This is a genomic window from Geodermatophilus normandii (assembly GCF_003182485.1).
In the GTDB taxonomy this organism is placed as follows: Bacteria; Actinomycetota; Actinomycetes; order Mycobacteriales; family Geodermatophilaceae; genus Geodermatophilus; species Geodermatophilus normandii.
Genome location: NZ_QGTX01000001.1, coordinates 2,130,175 through 2,147,256 on the forward strand (window position 1 = coordinate 2,130,175; position 17,082 = coordinate 2,147,256).

Annotated in this window: 14 protein-coding genes; 8 read left to right on the forward strand and 6 right to left on the reverse strand. The window is 77.3% G+C overall.

What is annotated here, in order from left to right:
• Window positions 1-28 precede the first annotated feature (28 nt).
• Together JD79_RS10520 and secA are read left to right on the forward strand one after the other, a co-directional pair.
• Entirely contained in the window at window positions 29-604 is a 576-nt protein-coding gene (locus tag JD79_RS10520; protein WP_245899996.1) for an SDR family NAD(P)-dependent oxidoreductase, read from the forward strand.
• Between the two features lie 70 nt (window positions 605-674).
• The gene (secA, locus tag JD79_RS10525) at window positions 675-3,785 is read left to right on the forward strand and encodes a preprotein translocase subunit SecA (RefSeq protein WP_110005471.1); all 3,111 of its coding nucleotides are present in this window, start codon (window positions 675-677) and stop codon (window positions 3,783-3,785) included.
• Window positions 3,786-3,843: 58 nt separating this feature from the next.
• On the opposite strand, the gene JD79_RS10530 is transcribed toward secA, so the two are convergent.
• Together JD79_RS10530 and JD79_RS10535 are read right to left on the reverse strand one after the other, a co-directional pair.
• A complete protein-coding gene (locus JD79_RS10530) occupies window positions 3,844-4,413 on the reverse strand; it encodes an Rv3235 family protein (protein WP_245899997.1) in 570 nt (189 codons plus the stop codon).
• An 80-nt stretch (window positions 4,414-4,493) separates the two neighbouring features.
• Entirely contained in the window at window positions 4,494-5,186 is a 693-nt protein-coding gene (locus JD79_RS10535; RefSeq protein ID WP_110005472.1) for a LysM peptidoglycan-binding domain-containing protein, read from the reverse strand.
• Window positions 5,187-5,271: 85 nt separating this feature from the next.
• Here JD79_RS10535 and JD79_RS10540 point away from each other — a divergent pair, with 85 nt between their 5' ends.
• Complete coding sequence (locus tag JD79_RS10540) at window positions 5,272-5,841, forward strand: hypothetical protein (RefSeq protein ID WP_110005473.1); 570 nt, start codon at window positions 5,272-5,274, stop codon at window positions 5,839-5,841.
• Window positions 5,842-5,843: 2 nt separating this feature from the next.
• On the opposite strand, the gene JD79_RS23715 is transcribed toward JD79_RS10540, so the two are convergent.
• Window positions 5,844-6,143 carry a helix-turn-helix domain-containing protein gene (locus JD79_RS23715; protein ID WP_245899998.1) on the reverse strand — a complete coding sequence of 100 codons (300 nt, stop codon included), beginning with the start codon at window positions 6,141-6,143 and terminating at the stop codon, window positions 5,844-5,846.
• Window positions 6,144-6,356: 213 nt separating this feature from the next.
• On the opposite strand from JD79_RS23715, the gene JD79_RS10550 reads away from it, so the two are divergent.
• From JD79_RS10550 to JD79_RS10565, 4 genes are all read left to right on the forward strand, one after another.
• On the forward strand, window positions 6,357-7,319 hold the full coding sequence (locus tag JD79_RS10550) for an SAF domain-containing protein (RefSeq protein ID WP_110005474.1): 963 nt from the start codon (window positions 6,357-6,359) through the stop codon (window positions 7,317-7,319).
• Window positions 7,319-8,617 carry a CpaE/TadZ family protein gene (locus JD79_RS10555; RefSeq protein ID WP_110005475.1) on the forward strand — a complete coding sequence of 433 codons (1,299 nt, stop codon included), beginning with the start codon at window positions 7,319-7,321 and terminating at the stop codon, window positions 8,615-8,617. Before JD79_RS10550 ends, JD79_RS10555 begins: the two co-directional genes overlap by 1 nt.
• Window positions 8,618-8,708: 91 nt before the next feature.
• Complete coding sequence (locus tag JD79_RS10560) at window positions 8,709-10,091, forward strand: WS/DGAT/MGAT family O-acyltransferase (RefSeq protein WP_110005476.1); 1,383 nt, start codon at window positions 8,709-8,711, stop codon at window positions 10,089-10,091.
• Between the two features lie 69 nt (window positions 10,092-10,160).
• Complete coding sequence (locus JD79_RS10565) at window positions 10,161-10,673, forward strand: DUF6912 family protein (RefSeq protein WP_110005477.1); 513 nt, start codon at window positions 10,161-10,163, stop codon at window positions 10,671-10,673.
• Between the two features lie 8 nt (window positions 10,674-10,681).
• Here JD79_RS10565 and JD79_RS10570 read toward each other — a convergent pair whose 3' ends face one another.
• A complete protein-coding gene (locus JD79_RS10570) occupies window positions 10,682-14,806 on the reverse strand; it encodes a type VII secretion EssC family protein (protein WP_146220421.1) in 4,125 nt (1,374 codons plus the stop codon).
• Window positions 14,807-14,961: 155 nt separating this feature from the next.
• On the opposite strand from JD79_RS10570, the gene JD79_RS10575 reads away from it, so the two are divergent.
• Complete coding sequence (locus JD79_RS10575; protein WP_110005479.1) at window positions 14,962-15,255, forward strand: WXG100 family type VII secretion target; 294 nt, start codon at window positions 14,962-14,964, stop codon at window positions 15,253-15,255.
• Window positions 15,256-15,263: 8 nt separating this feature from the next.
• On the opposite strand, the gene JD79_RS10580 is transcribed toward JD79_RS10575, so the two are convergent.
• Together JD79_RS10580 and JD79_RS10585 are read right to left on the reverse strand one after the other, a co-directional pair.
• A complete protein-coding gene (locus tag JD79_RS10580) occupies window positions 15,264-16,163 on the reverse strand; it encodes an HTTM domain-containing protein (RefSeq protein ID WP_110005480.1) in 900 nt (299 codons plus the stop codon).
• Entirely contained in the window at window positions 16,160-16,648 is a 489-nt protein-coding gene (locus tag JD79_RS10585; RefSeq protein ID WP_170149173.1) for a hypothetical protein, read from the reverse strand. The genes JD79_RS10580 and JD79_RS10585 overlap by 4 nt, the downstream gene beginning before the upstream one ends.
• Window positions 16,649-17,082: the final 434 nt, after the last annotated feature.

Sequence of the window (17,082 nt, forward strand, 5' to 3'; positions counted from 1 at the left end):
TCGCTCGCGCGCCGGGCACCGGCCGCGCGTGGCGCTGGCGGGCGAGCTCGGCGGCGTCCCCGCGCTGGCCGCGGACGCGGTCGACGTCGACTCCGTCGCGACCGCCGTGGACGCCGCCGCCACGGCGCTGGGCGGGCTCGACGCCGTCGTCGTCGCGTGGGACGTGGTGGCCCTCGGCCCGGCGGCCGGCGCCGACGACGCGGTCACCGAGGAGCTGTTCGCCGTCAACACGCCGGCGCCGATGAGCCTGGTCCGCGCCGCGCTGCCGCACCTGGCCGGCGGCGGCGCGGTCGTGCTGCCGTCGGCGGTGGTGGCCGACGCCCCGACGCTGGGCACGGCGGGGTACTCGGCGAGCGAGGCGGCGCTGTCGGCGTGGGCGTCGGTGCTGCGCCGGGAGCTGCACGGGCGGCCGGTGGCCGTGCTCGACGTCCGGCCGCCGCACGTCGACACCGGCCCGGTCGACCGCGCGCCGGCCGGGGCCCCGCCGCGGCTGCCCGCCGGTCACGACCGTGACGAGGTGGTGCGCGCGGTGCTCGACGGGATGCGGCGGGGCGCGCGCGAGGTCGTCGTCGACCCGCGGGCCGGGCGGCTGGTCGTCCGCTGAGCCCCGGCCGTCCGGCGGCGGCCGCGTGCGGCGTCCCCGGGGGAGGGGACACGCCGCCTACGCTGGTGGCGTGGTGTTCTCCAGAATCCTCCGAGCCGGTGAGGGCAAGGTCCTCCGACGACTGGACCGGATCGCCGACGCGATCGAGTCCCTCGAGGACGACGTCTCCCCCCTCACCGACGCCGAGCTCCGGGCGAAGACCGACGAGTTCCGGGAGCGGTACTCCGACGGCGAGACGCTCGACGCGCTCCTGCCGGAGGCCTTCGCCGTCGTCCGCGAGGCGGCCACCCGCACCCTCGGCCAGCGGCACTTCCGGGTGCAGCTCATGGGCGGTGCCGCGCTGCACCTGGGCAACATCGCGGAGATGCGCACCGGTGAGGGCAAGACCCTGACCGGCGTGCTGCCGGCCTACCTCAACGCCCTGAGCGGCGAGGGCGTGCACGTGGTCACGGTCAACGACTACCTGGCCAAGCGCGACGCCGAGTGGATGGGCCGGGTGCACCGCTTCCTCGGCCTGTCGGTCGGCACGATCCTCTCCGGGGAGAAGCCGGCGCACCGCCGCGAGCAGTACGCCGCCGACATCACCTACGGCACGAACAACGAGTTCGGCTTCGACTACCTGCGCGACAACATGGCCTGGAGCAAGGCCGACCTCGTGCAGCGCGGCCACCACTTCGCGATCGTCGACGAGGTCGACTCGATCCTCATCGACGAGGCCCGCACCCCGCTGATCATCAGCGGCCCGGCCGAGTCCGCCGGCAAGTGGTACGTCGAGTTCGCCCGGATCGTGCCGCTGATGAAGCGTGACACGCACTACGAGGTGGAGGAGGCCAAGCGCACGGTCGCCGTCACCGAGGAGGGTGTGGAGTTCGTCGAGGACCAGCTCGGCATCGACAACCTCTACGAGGCGGTCAACACCCCGCTGATCGGCTACCTGAACAACGCGCTGAAGGCCAAGGAGCTCTTCCACCGCGACCAGCAGTACATCGTCAGCAACGGCGAGGTGCTCATCGTCGACGAGTTCACCGGCCGGGTGCTGGCCGGCCGCCGCTACAACGAGGGTATGCACCAGGCCATCGAGGCCAAGGAGAAGGTGCAGATCAAGGACGAGAACCAGACGCTCGCCACGATCACCCTGCAGAACTACTTCCGGCTCTACGACAAGCTCTCCGGGATGACCGGCACCGCCCAGACCGAGGCGGCCGAGCTCTCCCAGACCTACAAGCTGGGCGTCGTCCCGATCCCGACCAACCGGCCGATGGTCCGCGAGGACCGCTCCGACGTCATCTACAAGACGGAGAAGGCCAAGTTCGACGCGGTCATCGACGACATCGCCGAGCGGCACGAGGCCGGGCAGCCGATCCTCGTCGGCACCGCGAGCGTCGAGAAGTCCGAGGTCCTGGCGAAGCTGCTGCTCCGCCGGGGCATCCCGCACGAGGTCCTCAACGCGAAGAACCACGCCCGGGAGGCGGCGATCGTCGCCCAGGCCGGCCGGCTCGGCGCGGTCACGGTGGCCACCAACATGGCCGGCCGCGGCACCGACATCCAGCTCGGCGGCAACCCCGAGTTCATCGCCGACGAGGAGCTGCGCGCCCGCGGCCTGTCGCCGTCGGAGACGCCGGAGGAGTACGAGGCCGCCTGGGACGAGGCGATCGCCGCGGCCAAGGACCAGGTCAGGGCCGAGCACGAGGAGGTCGCCGAGGCCGGCGGGCTGTACGTGCTCGGCACCGAGCGGCACGAGAGCCGCCGGATCGACAACCAGCTGCGCGGCCGGTCGGGCCGGCAGGGCGACCCGGGGGAGTCGCGGTTCTACCTCTCCCTCGGCGACGACCTGATGCGCCGGTTCAACGGCCCGATGCTCGAGTCGATGATGACCACGCTGCGGGTCCCCGACGACCAGCCCATCGAGTCGAAGATGGTCTCCCGGGCCATCCGCTCGGCGCAGACGCAGGTCGAGCAGCAGAACTTCGAGGTCCGCAAGGACGTCCTCAAGTACGACGAGGTGCTCAACCGCCAGCGCACGGTCATCTACGACGAGCGCCGCAAGGTCCTCGACGGCGAGGACCTGCACGAGCAGGTGCAGCACATGCTCGACGACGTCGTCGCCGCCTACGTCGACGGCGCGACCGAGACCGGCTACGCCGAGGACTGGGACCTCGAGGTGCTGTGGACCGGCCTCAAGGCGCTCTACCCGGTCGGCCTGGACCGCACCGAGCTGCTCGACCGGGTGGCCGACGGCGAGCAGGCCGCGCTGACCGCCGAGGTGCTCAAGCAGGAGCTCCTCGACGACGCGCACCGCGCCTACGCCGACCGCGAGACGGCCCTGGGCTCGGAGGTCATGCGCGAGCTCGAGCGGCGCGTGCTGCTCAGCGTGCTCGACCGCAAGTGGCGCGAGCACCTCTACGAGATGGACTACCTGCGGGCCGGCATCCACCTGCGCGCGATGGCCAACCGCGACCCGGTCGTGGAGTACCAGCGCGAGGGCTACGACATGTTCAACGCCATGCTCGACGGCATCAAGGAGGAGTCGGTCGGCTTCCTGTTCAACCTGGAGGTCAAGACCAAGGAGCAGCAGGAGGCCGAGGCGAGGGCCCAGCAGGCCGAGGCCGAGGCCAAGGCGCTGGCCGCCGCGCAGGAGGGGACCGCGCGGGTGCTCGCCCGGCAGCGGGCGCAGGAGGCCGCGGCCCGCCAGGCCGCCGCTGCCGCTCCGGCCCCGGCCGCCGACGCCCCCGCCGCTCCCGCTCCTGCCGCCGCTCCCGCTCCTGCCGCCGCTCCCGCCGTCTCCGCCGACGGCGACGGCCCGGCGCCGGTGTCGACGGCCAAGCCCGCCGGCGGTCCGGGGGCCCGTCCCTCGACCGGCGCCCCGGCCGGGCGGCCGACGGCCCGCAAGACCGGTCCGCGCCACGCGGCGCCCGCCGCGCCCGCCACGGAGCTGGAGACGCCGACCCCGTCGGGTACCGGGCCGCAGCTGGCGGTCAAGGGCCTCGACGAGCCGCGCCGGCCGGCGGAGGACCTGAGCTACTCGGCGCCCTCGCTGGACGCCTCCCCGAAGGAGAGCGGCCCGGCGAAGGCGGCGAAGTCCGCGACGGTCACCGGCACCAAGGAGCCGTCGCGCAACGCCCCGTGCCCCTGCGGCTCGGGCAGGAAGTACAAGGCCTGCCACGGGGCGCCCTCGCGCTGACCCCGCCGCACCGCCCCGGCGCCCCGCCGACCCGCGTGGTCGGCGGGGCGCCGCCGTCTCAGCCGATGGACAGCGCGGTGCAGCGCCACCGGCCGCCGACCCCCTCCAGCCGGGCGGCCACCGCGTGCGCCCGGCCGCTCCGGCGCGCCACCGCGCTGACCTCCGCGACGCCGTCGACCGGTTCGCACACGTGCACCGGCCCGACCAGCAGCGGCGTGGTGCCGGCGGCGCACCACGCGGGCCGCCGTCCCGACACCACCGCGGCGTAGACGCCGGGGGAGGTCAGCCGCTGCACCTGCGTCAGTGGCCGCCTGCCCGCCAGCGCCTCGAGCGCGGTGGTGAACAGCAGCCGGCCGGCGGCGCGGGGATCGGGCAGGTCGTCCCGCAGCGACCAGGCCGGGCCGAAGAGGTCCTGCGACCGGCCGCGCCGCCCCTCCGGGGTGGGGCGGGGACCGGGCCGGTGCGGCGGCCGCGGCGGCGGTGTCGCCGGGTCGACCAGCGCGGCGGCGGGTCCGGTCAGGGGCGGGTGCAGGGCCGGGACGATGCTGAGCCGCAGCGTCCGCAGGGGGATGGCGGGCGCCGGCGTGGACACCGGGTCGGGCACGGCGGGCTCGGGGGACGCGGTCACGGGGGCTCCCGGGGGTCGGGTCGGTGGCGGGGACGACGCGGGCCGGGGGAGCGGCCGGACGGGTGGGGGACGTCGGGGCGTCAGGGCGGCGGGCGCAGGACCTGACCGGGGAGCAGCAGGTCGGGATCGGGGCCGATGACGGCCGCGTTGGCCGACCACCAGCGCCCGACGGCGGCGGCGACCTCGGCGTCGGCCGGCTCGGCGCCGGTGCGGGCGCGCAGGTCGGCGGCGGCGATCGCCCAGAGGCACTCGCCGCGCAGGACGACGTGCTCGCCGGGCGCGGGGGCCGGCCAGTCGGGCAGCGTGGGTGCGGCGTCGGCCGGTGCCGCCACGGACCGGTCCGGGAGTCCCGCCGGCGCCGGCACCGGCGTCTCCGCCGCGACGGTCACGACGGCGGGGGAGGGCGGTCCCGCGGTCGTGCAGCCGGTCAGGGCCGGTGCCGCGGCCAGGCCGACCCCGAGGGCCAGCGCGGCGGCCCGCCGCCCGGACGCGGGGACGACGCGGCGCAGCAGCAGGCCGGCGGCGTCCCCGGCGAGGCCGGGCAGCGCCGACAGTGCGGTGAGCGCCAGGCCGAGAGCTCCCCAGACCCAGACGGCCCACGCGACGGCGGCGACCCCGGCGAGCAGCAGCGCCTCCGGCCCGGCGGTGTCGACGAGGGACTGCAGGTCCCCGCCGGTGCGGAGGACCGCCGCGAGGTCGGGGGTCAGCGCGCGCAGGACCGCGGCCAGGGCGGCCATGACCGCCGTCGTGACGACGAGCCGTCGTACCGACACGTGCCCTCCTCTCGATGACGTCGACGTACTGAAGCAAGCAAACGCAACCAAACGCAAGGGTCCTTGTGGATCTAGGCTCTGCGGCATGCGCTGGCAGCAGCTGTTCGCCGATCTGCAGGGAGAGTTCGAGGAGGCCGAGGCAGCCGAGGAGCGCGCGCAGCTCCCGGCCCGATCCCGGGCGCTGTTCGGGACCCTCCGGCTGGCCGACCGGCTCGGTGGCGCGGTCGGCGGACGGGTCTCCCTGCGCTGCCGCGGCGCGGGGGAGGTGGGCGGCGTGCTGACCGACGTGGGCCCGGACTGGGCGCTCCTCGACGACGGTCGGGGCCGGGAGGTGCTGGTGGCGCTACCGGCCGTCGTCGCCGTGACGGGCCTGGTGCGGACGACCGCGACGGTGGCGCCGGCCTCGGCCGTGCGGGCCGCACTCGACCTGCGCCGCGCGCTGCGCGGACTGGCGCGCGACCGCAGCGCGGTGGCCGTCGTCCTGGACGACGGCGGCGTGCTCAACGGGACGGTCGACCGCGTCGGCGCCGACTTCGTCGAGCTCGCCGAGCACGCCCCCGACGAGTTCCGCAGGGCGGGCTCGGTCCGCGGCGTGCGCGCGGTGGTGCTGTCGGCGGTCGCGGTGGTGCGGACGCTGGCGCCCGGCGCCCCCTGAGGTCAGCGGCTGCGGCGCCGCCCGCGGGACGCGGTGCCGGCGGGCGCGGCCTCCACGGCGGCGTCGTCGTCCGGGGGGACCTCTGCCGGCTCCTCGGGGAGAGACACCGCACCGGCGCGGGCCTCGGCGTACTTCTGCTGGATGAAGCGCTCGAGCTCGTCGACCTCGACGCGCCACTGCCCCCGGCCGCCGATCTGGATGGCGATCAGCTCCCGTCGCCGCACCAGGGCGTAGGCCTGGGACCACGAGACGTTGAGGATCTCGGCGACGTCGTCGAGGGTCAGGAAGCGTGGCGTGGGCATGGGCTCTCCGTCCGGTCCCCGCCAGTGTGTCAGGACGCACTCACCCGCACGCCTCCCGTCCACACCCGAACGTGTGGACAACCGGTGCACGCATCCGTGCCCGTACCGCATCATCTGCGTCCGACCGCGCCTCGCCGCGCCGGTCGGACAGGACGCCCGACGGATCGGCGGGCCGCCGGGGCCGGCCCCCGGCCGGCGGAGGGGAGCACTGCGGTGAGCGCTGCGACGCGCACGGGACCGGTGGCTCCGGCGGGGGAGGCACCGGCCGGTCCGGTCCCGCGGCGGGTGCGTCCCCCGCGGTGGCTGGACCTGCGCCTGGTGCTCGGCGTCCTCCTCGTCCTCGGCTCGGTCCTGCTGGGCGCGCGCGTGCTCGCCGGCGCCGACGCGACGGTGCCGGTGTGGTCGGTGACCGCCGACCTCGCCGCCGGCACCGTGCTCGGCCCCGAGGACCTCGCCGCCGTCGACGTGCGGCTCGGGGAGGCCGCGGGCGCCTACCTCTCCACCGGCACCGATCCCGCGGGCCGCACGCTCGCCCGGGCGGTGCGGGCCGGCGAGCTGCTGCCGCGCACCGTCCTCGAGGAGCCCGGGGACCTGGTGCAGGTGGCGCTGCCCGTGCAGGCCGGCTACGTGCCGCCGGGCCTGGTCCGCGGTGCGGTCGTCGACGTCTACGGCGTCACCGACCCGGCGGGCACCGCCACCGGCGAGGGCGTCGTGCTCGTGGCCGGGGCGGTGCCGGTGCAGGCGGTCAGCGGCCGCGCCGAGGGCGTGCTGTCGACGGCGACCACGACCGTGCAGGTGGTGGTCGCGGTGCCCGCGGCCGACGCGCCGGACGTGCTGGCCGCGATCGGTGGCCGGCCGCTCGTGGTGGTCGTGCACGGCTCGGTCGACCGTGCCGCGCCGACGTCGGCACCGCGGTCCGGAGCCGCGTCCTCCCCCTCCGCTCCCGCCACCACCTCCTCGTCGCCCTCCTCGTCGCCCTCCTCGTCGCCCTCTTCGTCGCCCACCCCGCCACCGCTGCCGGGCACGGCGCCGTCCCCTCCGCCCGTCGAGCCCGTCGTCCCGCCCCTCGTCGTCGACCCGGCGGCCCCGCCCGTCGATCCCGCGACCCCGCCCGTCGATCCCGCGGCCCCGCCCGCCGACCCCGCGGCGGGCGTGCCCGCCGTCCCCGCCGCCTGATGGCGCTGCAGGTCGTCACCGCGGTCACCGGTGCTGCGTGGGAGGCGGCGCTGGTCGGCGCGCTCGACCGCGCCGATCACGGCGTCACCGTCGTGCGGCGGTGCGTCGACGCCTCGGACCTGCTGGCCACCGCGGCCACCGGCACCGCCCAGGCCGCGCTGCTGTCGGCGGACCTGCACCGGCTCGACGGCGACGCCGTCGCCCGGCTCACCGCCGCGGGCGTGGCGGTCGTCGGGCTGGCCGACCCCGCGGACGCGCGTGCCGGTGACCGGCTGCGGGCCCTCGGCGTGCCCACCGTCCTGCCGGCCGACGCCTCCCCCGAGGACGTCGTCCGTGCGCTGCGCGACGCCGTCGACGGCGTCCCCGGAGGCGGGCACGACGTCGCCGACCCACGTGCGGCACTGCCGTCCCCGTCGGCCCCGTCGGCTCCGCCACCCGGGGAGCACCGGCCTCCGCGCGGCCGGGTCGTGGCGGTGTGGGGCCCGACCGGCGCCCCGGGCCGGACGACGGTGGCCGTCGGCCTGGCCGACGAGGCCGCCCGCCTCGGCGTTCCCACCCTGCTCGTCGACGCCGACGTGTACGGGGGTGTGGTCGCGCAGGTGCTGGGGCTGCTCGACGAGTCGCCGGGCCTGGCCGGCGCGGCACGGCAGGCCACGGCGGGGACCCTCGACGAGGCCGCGCTCACCCGGCTGGCCTGGTCGGTCCGCCCGCACCTGGCCGTGCTCACCGGGCTTTCTCGGGCTGACCGCTGGCCGGAGCTGCGGCCCAGCGCGGTCGCCACGGTGCTCACCGAGGCCCGCCGGAGCGCCGACCTCGTCGTCGTCGACTGTGCCTTCAACCTCGAGGAGGACGAGGAGCTGTCCTTCGACACGGCCGCGCCCCGGCGCAACGGCGCCACCGTGACCGTCCTCGAGCAGGCCGACGACGTCCTCTGCGTCAGCGGCGCCGACCCGGTCGCTCTGCAGCGCACCATCCGCGCCCTCGGCTCGCTGCGCGACCTGCTGCCGGAGGTCGAGCCGGCCGTGGTGGTCAACCAGGTGCGCCGCGGGCCGGTGCCCGGCGACCCCCGGGAGGAGATCGCCGGCGCGCTCGAGCGGTTCACCGGACGCCGGGTCCGCAGCTTCCTGCCGGCCGAGCGCCGCGCCACCGACGCCGCGCTCGCCTCCGGGCGGACGCTGGCCGAGGTGGCGCCCGGCTCCCCGCTGCGCACGGCCCTGCGGTCCCTCGCCGCGGAACTGGCGCGGGTGCCCGAGCCGGCCGCCCGTCGCCGGGGCCGCGCGCGCCGCAGGGCGGGATGAGACCCGCAGCAGGGGCGGGCGGTCCCTCCCCGCGCGAGTGCAGGCGCTCCCGCACGCGACGTACCGTGGGCCACCGATCCGGAGGAGGACGATGGCCGAGCGGCTGAGCACCCTGGACGCGTCGTTCCTCTACCTCGAGGAGGCCGGGGCGCCGATGCACGTCTCCGGCGTGCTGGTCCTCGAGCCGGTCGAGGGCGGACTCGACACCCTGGCCGAGCTGGTGGAGGCACGGCTGCCGCTGGTGCCGCGCTACCGGCAGCGGATCGTGCCGGTGCCCGGGCACCTGGCCAACCCGGTGTGGGCCGACGACCCGGACTTCGACGTCGACTACCACGTCCGGCGCTCGGCGGTCCCGCGCCCGGGCACCGAGGCCCAGCTGCTGGACCTGGTGTCCCGGGTCACCTCGCGGCCCCTCGACCGGAGCCGGCCGCTGTGGGAGGTCTACCTCGTCGAGGGGCTGTCCGGCGGCCGGGTCGCGGTGGTCACCAAGACCCACCCGGCGCTGGTCGACGGGCTGGGCGCCGTCGACATCGCGCAGGTCCTGCTCGACTCCTCGCCGGACGCGCCGGTGCCTCCGGCCGACCGGTGGGCTCCCGGCCGCGTGCCGGGCCGGGTGGAGCTGGTCGCCGAGGCGCTGGGCGACTACGTGCAGCGGCCGACGGCGGTGCTGGAGACCGCTCGCTCGGCGGTCGGGGACCTGCGCTCCACCGCCACCCGGGCCCTCGGGGTGGCCGGGGGACTGGTGCGCGCGGCCCGCTCGGCGGTCGTCCCGGCACCGCACGGCCCGCTCAACCGCACCGTCGGCGACCAGCGGCGGGTCGCCGTCGCCCGGGCCGACCTGGAGGACCTCAAGGCCATCCGCAAGGCCCACGGCGGCACGGTCAACGACGTCCTGCTCACCGTGCTCACCGGCGCCCTGCGCGACTGGCTGCTCTCCCGGGGAGAGCCGGTCCTCGGCTCGACCGCCGTCCGGGCGCTGGTGCCGGTGTCGGTGCAGGGGGAGGAACAGGAGGCGCCGGGCAGCAGCGTCGCCGCCTACCTGGTCGACCTGCCCGTGGGGGAGCCCAACCCGTGGGTGCGGCTGGCCCGGCTCAGCTACGCCATGCGCGGGGTGACCCGCTCGGGCCGCTCGGTGCGCGCGGACACGCTGATCGCGCTGACCGGGTTCGCCCCGCCGACGCTGCACGCGCTCGGCGCCCGCGCGGCCCGCGGCCTGTCGCGGCGGATGTTCAACCTCGTCGTCACCAACGTCCCGGGCCCGCAGGTGCCGCTGTACGCCGCCGGGAGCCGGATGCTCGAGGTGTTCCCCGTCGTGCCGCTGGCCGGCGGCCAGGGGCTGGCGGTCGGGATGACCAGCTACGACGGGCACGTCTACGTCGGGCTCAACGCCGACCGGGACGGGGTCGGGGACGTGGACGTGCTGGCCGACCTGGTGGAGCAGGAGGTCGCGGCGCTCGCCGAGTCCGTGCGCTGACCCGGCGGCGGGCTCGGTGCCGGTCGCGCGGGATACGGTCGCCCCTCGCGACGGGAGAGGAGCGGCCGGGTGCGGATCTACCTGCCGGCGACGACGAGCGTCCTGCGGACGCTGGTGGACGAGGGCCGGCTCTCCGGGCCGCACACCGGCTTCGCCGTCACCCCGCAGCTGCGGGAGCACTACGCGCTCAGCGACGCGGCGGCCGACGTCGAGGAGCTCGAGTACGCGGCGCTGCTCGCGGCGGCCCGCGCCAGCCTGCGCCTCGTCGACGTCGACCCCACCGCCGCCCGCCGCCGGGTCGTGCTCGCCGCCGACGTACCGGACACGGCGGTGGACCCGGTCGACGACGCCGACACCGACCCCGGCGCGGTACGGGTGACCGCCGACGTCCCGCTCGCCGACGTCGCCAGCGCCCACGTCGACGGTGCCGAGGCCGAGGACGACGTGCGGGCCGCCGTGGCCGTGGTGCTCGAGGCCGACCTCGGCAGCGAGGAGGCGCAGTTCCTCGTCGACCAGGCCGAGGGGCACGAGCTGGCCTGGTACGCGACGCAGGAGATCGGCCCGGCGCTCGACCTGCTCTGACCGGACGGTCACGGCCCCGCCCGCCGGGCGACCTGCAGCCGCTGCGGGACACCGGCGGTGACCAGCCAGCCCGAGCCCGGCCGGACCGGCACCGGCGTCCGGGGCAGCCGGATCCCGAGCAGGTCGGCGTCCCCGGGACCCGGTGACAGCAGCACCCCGCTGCGGCTGCGGCGCAGCTCGGCGACCGGGCCGCGGAAGGCCGTGCCCAGCTCACCCGCCGTTCCGGCGGCGAGGACGAGGACCTCGCCGTCGCCGCGGTCCCCGGCCGCCAGGGCGGTGGCCACGGGGGAGTCGGCGAGCGCGCCCGCGTCGTCGAGCAGGACCGCACCGGGACGCCCCGCCAGGTCCGCGCACCACGCCCGCCAGCCGGCGACGTCGTCGCCGGGCAGCGCCGGCAGACCACGGCCGGTCGAGCGGCGGGAGCGGGCCAGGCGCAGCACCGGGATGCCGGCCGCGGCGAGCGTCGCGCCGAGGGTCTCCAGGGTGGTGGTCCGGCCGCTGCGCGGCGGGCCGACGACGAGCAGCCCGCCGGCGCGGGCCAGGTCCACGGTGAGCACGTCGGCCTCGTCGCCGCCAGGACCGAGCGGCACCCCGCGCAGCAGGTCGGCCACCCCGGTCCCGGCGGGGAGCGGTGCCGGTGTCGGGTCCGCGGGCAGCTCGGGGATGGTGAGCGGCCCGGTGCCCGGCGCGGCGGCCGGAGCCGTACGCCGCAGCGGCCGGGGCAGGGCGAGCTGGCACTCGCGCGCCTCCTCGCCCAGCAGCGCCCGGCCCGGCGGGCGGGAGCCGGGGACCGCGCGGACCGGGACCCCGGCGACCGCGTAGTCGGCTCGGTCGGGCAGGGGGAGGACCAGGCGGGTCCCCGCCGCCGCGGCCAGCCGCCCGCCGGGGACGGCCCGGTCGGCGGTCAAGACACAGGTCAGGCCGGCTGCGCCGCCGTCGCGGACCAGCCGCAGGAAGTCGGCGGATCCGGAGCCGGGCACTGCCTCGTCGAGCTGGGCCAAGAGCGCGTCCACGCCGTCGACGAGGAGCAGGACCGCCGGGCCGTCCGCGTCCGGTCCGGCCCGCCGCCGGGCCACCTGCTCGGTCAGCCGGGACAGCAGCCGGACGGTGCGCAGCGCGTCCGCCGCCCCCACGACCGTGCCGGTGTGCGCCAGTCCGCCGACCTCCGCGGCCAGGGCGCCACCGCCGTGGTCGAGGACGTGCACGTGCAGCCGTGCGGCCGGCAGCTGCTCGACCGCCTCGGCCAGCACCGTGCGCAGCAGGGTGGTGCGTCCGCTGCCGGGTCCGCCGACGGCCAGCCAGCCACCCCCGCGGGCGAGGTCGAGCAGCAGCGGCTCGCGGGACTGCCGGTCGGGACGGTCGACCAGCCCGAGCAGCAGCCGGGTCGCCGGCCGGTCCTCCCCGGGGGCCAGCCCCACGGCGTCCAGCCGGTCGGGCAGCGGCGGCTGCCACGGCCGGTGTGGCCGGGACAGGCCCGCCGCGTCGGCACGGGCGGTGGTGGCGGCGGTGATGCGGGCCAGGTCGGTCGGACCGGTGCCGGGTCCCGCGACGGCCGGCCCCGACGTCGCCGGCCACGACCAGCGGGTCACCGTCGGGCCCGCCGCCGATGCGTCCGGGCCGAGCGCCACCCGCGCCGCCTGGAAGGACACCGGCACCGCGCCGCCGACGCGGACGTGACCGCGTCCCGGGCGGTCCGCCGGCACGTGTGCGGCGACCGCGCTGCCGAGCACGTCGCGCGAGTCGGCCTCGTCGGTGGTGCGCAGGCACAGCCGCAGGGAGCAGTTGGCCCGGATCTCGGGCGACACGACCCCGCCCGGGCGCTGCGTGGCCAGCACGAGGTGCACGCCGAGGGAGCGGCCGCGCTGCGCGATGCCGACCAGCCCGCTGACGAACTCCGGCAGCTCCTCGGCGAGGCCGGCGAACTCGTCGACGACGATCACCAGCCGGGCGAGCTCGACCGCCGCCGGCAGCGTCGCGACGTCCGGGACGCCGGCCGCCGCCAGCAGCGCCTCGCGGCGGGACAGCTCCGCGGTGAGCGACCGCAGCGCCCGGGCGGTGGCCGCGCCGTCCAGGTCGGTCACCAGCCCCACGGTGTGCGGCAGCGCCACGGCGTCGGCGAAGGCGGCTCCGCCCTTGTAGTCGACCAGCAGGAAGGAGCAGCGGTCCGGTGGGTGGGCCAGGGCGAGCCCGGCCACCAGGGTCTGCAGCAGTTCCGACTTCCCCGACCCGGTCGTGCCGGCCACCAGGGCGTGCGGGCCGTCGCGCACCAGGTCGACCTCGGCGACGCCGTCCGCGGTCACGCCCAGCGGGGCGCGCAGCGACGACCGCGTGCCCGACCACGTCACCGGGACGTCCGTGGCGCCGTCCCCGAGGAGGTCGAGCAGGCGGACCGTGACCGGCAGCCCCGCGGCCTGCCGGGCCGGGGCCAGCGGAGCCAGGTCGCGGGCCAGCCGGGCGGCGACGGCCGTCGGCAGGCGGTCGACGACGACCTCGTCCGGCGCTGCGCCGTCCCCCCGGGCCAGCAGCCCGGTGTCCCCCGTCTCGCCGCCGACCTCGAGCACCGCGCGGACGCAGCCGCCCAGGTCCTCGCCGTGGCGGGCGAGCACCAGCAGGACCACACCCCGGGCGCGGCACGCGCGCAGGAGCTCCCCGAGCGTCGCGTCGACCGTCCGGTCGACGACGAGCACGAGCGCGCCCGCGGCGGGATCGGACGCCGCGCGCCCCTCGGCCAGCCCGGTCAGCCAGGCCGCCAGCGCCGTGTCCGCCGCGGCGGCGGCCGGTCCCGAGGGTGGCCGCACGTGGACGGCTCCGGCCGGCAGGTGCGGCAGCCACCGTGCCCAGGCCCAGTCCGCGCGGCGCTCGGCCGTGGTGAGCACGGCGACGTCGACCTCGCCGGGGGCGGCCAGGCCGGCCAGTTGCGCGAGCAGCGCCCGCGCGACGCCCAGCGCCGGCTCCCGCGGACCGGTCACGCCTAGCCCGCCGGTGCGGCGCAGGTCCACGGTCACCGGCAGGTCGGCCGCCGGCTCGGGCACCCGCCGGCCCTCCTCCACGCGCACCACCCGGGTGGCCCCGGTGCCGGTGCCGAGGCGCACCGTCGCCAGGGTCGGGTCCCCGCCGCGACGCGACCACAGCAGCGTCGTGCCCCGGCGCGCCGCGGCGGCCACGGCCGCGAGGTCGGGCGCCTCCGCCCGGGCCGCCCGCACGTCGGACCGCACGGCCTCGGCCAGCCGGCCGCGGGCCGCCCGCAGCTCCCGCGCGTGGACCTCGGCCGCCTCGCGCCCGGTGCGCGACCCGCTCCACCGGTCCGAGGCCCACGACCCGACCGCCACCAGCGGGCCGAGCAGGGCGAAGAACAGGAAGGTCGGTGTCGCCAGCAGTACGGCCAGCCCCACGCCGGCGACGGCGGGCAGCACGACGGCCACCCAGCCCAGCCGGCGTCGCGGAGGAGGCGCGGGCGGGTCGGGCAGCGGTACCTCCACCTCCGGGCGGTGCCCCGGGGGAGGGGCGCCGGGTCGCACCAGCCGGCGGCCGCCGGGTGCCGGCCGCGAGCCGGCCCGGCCGTCCCGCGGGCCGGTGACGGTCACCGAGCTCGCACCCAGCCGGAGCACCGCGCCGGGCCGCCACTCCTGCGGTGTGCCGACGAGGTCGGCGTCGTCGAGCCGGCTGCCGTTGCTGGACCCGAGGTCGGACACGGTGATCCCGCCGGCACCGACCTCGAGCGCGACGTGCCGGCGGGAGACGCCGGGGTCGGGGAGGGACAGCGTGGCGCCGGCGCCCCGGCCGAGGACGTGGCGGCCGGAGGACAGCGGAACGGTGGTCCCCGCTGCCGGGCCGCCCACGACGTGCAGCTCCAGCGGGCTGGCGGCCTGCTCCCCGGTGCGGGGGACCGGCCGGCCCAGGCCCAGGACCGCGCCGTGCAGGAGCCGGTCGTCGCCCAGCAGCAGGTCCCCGGGCAGCCGGGTGCTGCCCGACCACAGCCCGTCCGGCGTGGCGCCGAGGACGGCGACGAGCTCGGTCAGGACGACGTCCAGCCGGGCGTCGTCGGGAGCGCGGACCTCGACGTCGGCGGCACCCTCTGCACCGACGACGGTCCAGCAGCGGGTCCCGGCGCCGGAGGGGAGGGGAGCGGACACGGGGGCGACGCTCCCGCCCGCGACCGCGGCCCGGGGGACCGCGGCCGCCCGCTGTGGACGGTCGGCGGCGCTGTGGACGCCGGAGCGCTCCCGGCGCGGATCCGGCCTAGCGTCCGCAGCCACCCGGGAGGTGCCCGGGACGGACAGGAGGAGCCATGAAGGTCGACATCGCCACCCTGCAGTCGATGGCCGGACGCTGCCAGACCGAGGCGGCCGAGACCGCCTCCCGGCACACGACGCTGTCGAGCACCGTCACGAGCTCGGTGCTCGACGGCTGGACCGACAGCCAGGCCGCGGTGCAGTTCAGCGCGCTCTACGAGCAGTGGCGGATCTCGGCCCAGGGCGTGAGCGACGCGCTCACCGGGATGGGTGCCCTGCTGTCAGCGGTCGCGGCCTCCTACCAGCAGCACGAGGCGGAGGTGGCCGCGCGCATCGGGGCGCTGGTCTGAGCGCCGGCTCAGCCGGGCGGTCCCGCGGCCAGCGCGGCGGCGCGCGCCGGCTGCAGCCGGCGGCGCGCCGCGGCGAGCGCCTCGGGCACCCGCTCCCAGGGGAGGATCGACAGGATCGCCACGCAGTGCGGCAGGAAGATGATCCGCAGGCCGCCGAACACCATGAGGTGGAAGCCGAGCAGGAAGACCACGAGCGCCACGCGCGCGCGGTCGGACCGGACCAGCAGCATCAGCGGGGCGGCGAACTCGAGGACGAGCATCGCCCACTGCACGGCCACGAGCAGGCCGGGCACGTCGAGCGTCCACTCCGACAGGCCGGTGCCGCGGCGGATCACCGCCCGGGTGATGGTCGAGCCGGTCGCCCAGTCCCACCCGCCGAAGCGCATCTTCGCCCAGGCGGCGAGGAAGTAGGTGAGCATCACGGTCACCATCACCGCCGCCATCGCCCAGCCGGCCGCCTCGGACCGGCGGCGGTCGCGCCACCGCACCCGGCCGATGGTGGGCAGCACCGCGAGCGCGACGAGGTAGGCGATGCGGTCGTGGTCGACCTTGCCGTAGCTCATCGCGATGACCATCCACTCGAGGTACAGCACGAAGACCGCGGTCCCCAGCAGTCGGGGCGCGCGGCCGGTGGCCGCGGCCAGGGCGGCGGCCACCAGTGCCCACTGCACGACGTGGACCACGGTCGACGTCGGGGTGGGCAGGTGCAGCACCCGGGCGATCTCGAGCGGCTGGTACCAGACGGTGGGCACCTCGGCGTGCGCGCGCACCCACGCGGTGGTGAGGAAGACGTCGACCGGCACGAACAGGTAGGCGATGGTGCGGAACACCGCGATCCGCGCCAGCGGGACGGGGCGGGTCCAGAAGCCGCGCAGGCCCCGGAGGGCGGCGACGACCGGGGCGCTCACGAGCCGGCCCCCAGGTCCTGCTCGACGAGGACCCGGTCGGTCCACTCGCCGGTCGGCAGGCCGTCGGCGAGCTCGAAGTGCCGCTGCACCACCTGGACCTCGACGAGGGAGGGGGCGTCCGGATGGCGCCGGGTGTAGGTCTCGGCCAGCGTCACCAGCAGCGTCGGGTCGTCGACCATCCGGGGGAGCTGCCCCTCGAACTCGGCGCGGCGCAGCCCCACCTCGCCGCCGGACAGGCGCACCTCCTCACCCGCGCCGGTCAGGCCGACGACACGGGTGGAGACGACCGGCGCGTTCGCGTCGGCGCGGGTCGAGTACATCTTGAACGGCCCGAACGGGAACGAGGCGTCGGTGCCCCACAGCGTCCCGGCGAGGACGAGCGCCAGGACGGCCAGGCTGGCGGCGAGGCGGGCGCGGCGCCCGCCGGGGGAGAGCACGACGACGTCCGCCTCGGCGGGGTCGCCGGCGCGGGACGGCTGGACCACCCGGGCATCGTAGGATCGGCGGCCGTCCAGATGGGTCACCGACGCCGCGTGGTGGGCAACTGGCCTGCCCGGCCCGGGACGGCCCTGCCTGCGTGCGGCGCCGCGCCCGTCCACCCCACGACGTCGGGAGAGCGCACCTGCTGGCCGGTCGGCACTGACACCGGCGCCTGCCCTGAGTTGTGGTCATGTCACTGTCAGGGGACTGAGCTGCGGTTGTCCATCCCGTGCCTAACCGTTGTCACTTGGTGGCGTTCGACGTCCTGTGCCTCCGACGTGCCGCCCACTGGTGGTGCACACGTCTGCAACCGAGTACGAGCCGAACGGCTTCGTCCGGTGCGCTCACCCCGCCAAGGGACTCGAGCCTCAACCTCAAGCGGCACGATGGCTCCTGCCTGACGAGGTGCTGCAACTCGCGTACGACGAGGCTCGGACCG

Bases quoted from the DNA above. Each gene is read 5' to 3' on its own strand.
- JD79_RS10540 (WP_110005473.1), top strand. From the start codon at position 5,272: ATGCGCTGGCAGCAGCTGTTCGCCGATCTGCAGGGAGAGTTCGAGGAG.
- JD79_RS23715 (WP_245899998.1), bottom strand. From the start codon at position 6,143: ATGCCCACGCCACGCTTCCTGACCCTCGACGACGTCGCCGAGATCCTC.
- JD79_RS10555 (WP_110005475.1), top strand. From the start codon at position 7,319: ATGGCGCTGCAGGTCGTCACCGCGGTCACCGGTGCTGCGTGGGAGGCG.
- JD79_RS10560 (WP_110005476.1), top strand. From the start codon at position 8,709: ATGGCCGAGCGGCTGAGCACCCTGGACGCGTCGTTCCTCTACCTCGAG.
- JD79_RS10575 (WP_110005479.1), top strand. From the start codon at position 14,962: ATGAAGGTCGACATCGCCACCCTGCAGTCGATGGCCGGACGCTGCCAG.